The sequence below is a fragment of the Bacteroidota bacterium genome (genome assembly GCA_034723125.1).
Lineage (GTDB): Bacteria > Bacteroidota > Bacteroidia > CAILMK01 > JAAYUY01 > JAYEOP01.
On the sequence record JAYEOP010000109.1, the window covers coordinates 1 to 4,494 of the forward strand.

At 28.3% G+C, this 4,494-nt stretch carries 4 protein-coding genes; all 4 read right to left on the bottom strand.

Going from position 1 to position 4,494, the window contains the following annotated elements; genetic code table 11:
* Nucleotides 1-904: 904 nt before the first annotated feature.
* Nucleotides 905-1,882 (bottom strand): hypothetical protein, encoded by a 978-nt coding sequence (locus U9R42_03285; protein MEA3495040.1) that lies wholly within the window; start codon nucleotides 1,880-1,882, stop codon nucleotides 905-907.
* Nucleotides 1,883-1,894: 12 nt separating this feature from the next.
* Nucleotides 1,895-2,446: a hypothetical protein gene (locus U9R42_03290; protein ID MEA3495041.1), complete on the bottom strand. Its 552-nt coding sequence runs from the start codon at nucleotides 2,444-2,446 to the stop codon at nucleotides 1,895-1,897.
* Between the two features lie 374 nt (nucleotides 2,447-2,820).
* Nucleotides 2,821-3,894, bottom strand: coding sequence for a butyrate kinase (gene buk, locus U9R42_03295; GenBank protein ID MEA3495042.1), 1,074 nt, complete (start codon nucleotides 3,892-3,894; stop codon nucleotides 2,821-2,823).
* 503 nt (nucleotides 3,895-4,397) lie between these two features.
* Nucleotides 4,398-4,494: DUF6125 family protein (locus tag U9R42_03300; protein MEA3495043.1), on the bottom strand; the 97-nt coding region annotated here is incomplete at its 5' end.

Consider the following 4,494-nt stretch of genomic DNA (forward strand, 5'->3'; position numbering starts at 1 on the left):
TCATTTAGCCAAGCTGTCATTGGGTTTTGTAACTTAATGACAATTTAATGACAATCAAATGACTACTTTATGACATTAGATTCAAGCGACAGAATACACATAATATTCTAACAGTCAAAAACATACGTTTTTCTTATAGCCACTAAATACATTTCTTTTAAGAAACAAAGATAATGAATAAGATGCAAGGCACAAATTTTTCTGAATAGCCGTCCGCTTGTCGCTGAAAGCTTTAGCGGAGGCACAAGCTATTGAGAAAAATCTTAATGCGAATGTATTTATAGAACCTCCCTTTATTAATGAATATTGACCACGTTCGCTGTAGCTTTAGCGGTTGCGAAACAAGGAATTTTGAATAATGAAGTTTTAATTAATTGCAATAATACCGGATATTTATTTTTTTGTTATTTCAGTATTCGTTATTCCTTGTTCTGTATTCGATATTATTTCCATCTGTTTATATTTTTGTAGTTGATACATTATTTTCAATTTTTTTCATTGTCTATAAAAAACTCTGGAAATCTTAATGCCTGTCTGCCGACATAGGCAGGCGAATGTATTTATAGCCCCCCCTAAATAATTAATGATGTAATTTTTTTGAGTTTTCAGGTAAAGTTGGTGGTTCGGTGGTAAACACTTATTATAAGAAAAATAAATAATACTTTAAAATTACTCCATGGATTGAAGCGTTTGTAAATCCCAAAGAATGGGTAAAAATAAAGGTAAATTGCGATTGTAATCGCAAATATACCGTTAATTTTGCGATTAGGTTCTTATTCTTGTGAAATTGTAATACTTTTTGTTCGATGCAATTGAACCATTTATAGGTGTAACAAACTTAACCTGCTACGAGGTTAATTGCAAAAAAACGGGTAAAGATGATTAGTTTATTTATTGATAAGTTCTAAGGTTCAATATTGATTTCATTAACTGTTATTCCCATTTTTGTCAAAATGTTTCTTACTTTAATAAAATCAAGAATTCTATTCAAATCTTTCTTTGAGCCGGAAGCAGTATAATACTCTTGTGCTTTTGTATAATTCCCTATTATTTCAAAACATTTTCCTAAACATTCTTGAACTTTCTGACTGTCTTCCTTTTGTTGTATTTTAAAATATAATTTTGCCATTTCAGTAATCTCTCCTTTGTCAGCAAAAACTTTAATAGACTTATTAATAGTCTTTAATTCTTTTTTATATCCTTTGTCTTTAGTTTTTAGTTTTGGAAATTTATATGTAATTACTTTATATTGTGGAGCAATCAGAGAACTAAAATTATTGACAATCTTAGATTTCATTGAAGGTAGTAATCTGTCTGGAGATTTAATACTTGGGCTTTTAAGATAATTTGATTTAGTATCCGATTTTGTCTCATTAATAGGAATCTCTTTTATTATTTTTCCTGTTTTTGTTTCTTTTATATGAATTACACCATTAATTGAAGCATTGCTTGAAGCAGTATATTTGTAATACACATACGGAATTTTATTACTTGCATCAGAAGTTTCAGTTGCTGACATTTCTGTTTGTGCTTTACTTTTATTTGTTACAATTTTATATTTACCTTCAATTAAATAATCAGCATCTTTGTTATCTGCCAAATCGTAAAATTTAGTTGTGTACCAATTATTATATTTTTTCACTCCTGTTTGATAACCTTTTTTATCATTCGATAAAACTTTTTTTATATTAGAAGAAAAATATGTTGAAAAATCAGAATTATCTTCTCCTAAGTTTGATAAATCACTAACATATAAACTACCTCCATTTTCAAAATAAACAGTAGGAAGAACAAGCTGATATGTTTTGATTTTTTGTGAGAAAACTGATGTGCTACTAAGAAATATACTAATAAAAAGTATGAATATTATTTGTTTTTTCATGATATTTAAAATTTACAATTTAACTAAAACTAATTTAACTTCTCTTGTATTCCATGTTGATGGAGTTACAACCAATGATTTTTTTTGTTGATTAGGAATGCGAAAGCAAATAAAAACTCCTTCTTTTTTTTCAGGAAGGAAATAATAATTTTGTCTTTCTTCAAAAGTGCTTTTATATTTATTATTTGCGTCTTTTTCCCATACCTTATCATGTTCTTCCTTTTTTTTCATAATACCACTTCTATGGTAATACATTTTTGTATCGATATTATAGATTTTTACATGATTTGTCGTACTACCGTCTTTATTTGCAACAAGAACACTATAAAACCTCCATATAGGATAAGTACTAAGTTTAGTTGGGTCAAAAGCTTTATCAGAAGCTTTAAAATCATTCATTACAACTCTTTCAGGCTTTTCAAATTTAGTGTTAGATTTTACAACCATCACAAAATGATGGTTATTGGTTATATCTCTAATAACTGGTTTGATTTGTCCATAAGTTGTTACTGATAATAGCATTAAAGTGCTAATGCTAAACAATAAAATTTTTAATCTTTTCATTATAAATTATTTAATTTGTTTTTTTTAATTATAAAATTCAGCTACAATAATACAATTCTTTTAAATAAGCTACGATGTTTTTGTTATTTTATTTAAGATAACTCAAGTTTCGCATTTGAATATAAAGAATTGACATTCGGAAACTTATTAAATGTCGAGATGTGATAACATAAAGAAAATCATTAGTATAATAATTCCATAATGAATTGTTTCATACTTTGTGATTCTTCGTGTCTTAGAGCCTTCGTGGCTAATTATCAATATCTTGCCACAAAGACACCAAGACACAAAGTTGCACTAAGAAAAAACACATAATATAACAGTCAGATAATAAATATGTTAGCACACAGAATTATTATGCGAAACTTGAGTAATTAATACTCACAAAGTTCATCTTTTTCTTCAATTACATCAAGAACATTTAATGCAAGTGCTTCCATTTCATCACCTCCAGGAAAAATGTTTATATCTGCAATTTTTTCAATTCTATCTCTGATTTGTTTCATAAACCATTTGCTGTTGGCTATTCCTCCTGTAATCAAAATAGCATCAATATCAAATTTTAAAACAGCAGCCATTGCTCCAATTGATTTTGAAACTTGATATGCCATTGCTTTATAAATAAGCATTGCTTTTTTATCATTTTTATTTAAGGCTCTATCTTCAATTTCGGATGTATCTGAAGTGCCAAAATATGCATTAAGTCCTCCTTTACCTGCAATCATTTTAAGCATTTCTTTTTCTGTGTATTCACCTGTATAGCAGAGTTCAATAATCTCTCCAATAGGTAATGTTCCACTTCTTTTGGGCGAAAATGGTCCTTCTCCGTTATATCCTTGATTTACATCAATAACTTTTCCTTTATGGTGTGCACCAATAGTTATTCCAAGTCCAATGTGAGCAACAATAAGATTTAAATCTTCATAATTTTTGAAATTATTTTTAGCATATTGTTTGGCAATTGCTTTTTGATTAAGAGCATGAAAAATTGATTTTCTTTCAAACAATGGATGCCCACTAATTCTTGCTATATCTTGTAATTCATCTATAACAACAGGGTCGGAAATATATGCTTTTATGTTTAGCGATTTTGCTATTGATCTGGCTATCAAGCCTCCAAGATTTACAGAGTCTTCACCAAGAGGACTATTTTTTAAATCATCAATAATCTTGTCATTTACTTCATAAACACCTGATTTTAATGGTTTCAGTAAACCTCCTCTGCCAACAACAACATTTATTGAATCAAGAGCTATATCTGCATTTTTTAATTCATTTAATATAAGTCCTTTTCGAAATGGACATTGGTCAACAACTTTTTCATAATCTTTGAATACACTTTTATCATGAAATATTTTGTTTAGAAAAACGAGGTTTTGATTGTCAAAGACTGCAACTTTCGTAAAACTTGAACGAGGATTGACTACTAAAATTCTATTTACACCCATACAGTTTATTTATTTGATGATATATGAATTTCAAATTTAACATTTTTTTTTAAATGATAAAATATGTTGATTTGTTTATTTGCTGATTTGTTTATGGTGGAATGCAAAAAGAAACATTTTTAATTTTGTAGAGTTTTCTAAGAGACACTATTTATTTGAAAATATAATAGGCACTTATTTTTAATATTCGTGTTTTTTTTGGCGGAAAATATATAAAGAAAAAAACTGCCACAGATTCACAGATTAAAAGAAATTTACTATACTAAATTTTTACAAAACAAACTACCAAAGGTAGTTTGAAATCTGTGAATCTGTCTTTGACAGATGTAGTCTTACTTCTATACTTAGCATGTCTTCGACAGACAAAGTCTGTGGCTTTATTCTTTTTCAGTTTATCTGGATTTGGAAGTGAAGGTTTTTTTTATAGTGCCTCTAAGAAAACTATCTAATTTTGCAGAGTTTTCTTAGAGGCACTAAATAGTCTGACTAATAAATTTTTGCTTTTATTTTTCAAGAATAAATTTCCATGCACAAAACCATTCTTTTGGATGTTTGTCGGGAGGGCATGCAATACATTCTGTTTTTATCCTTGGGTCAATA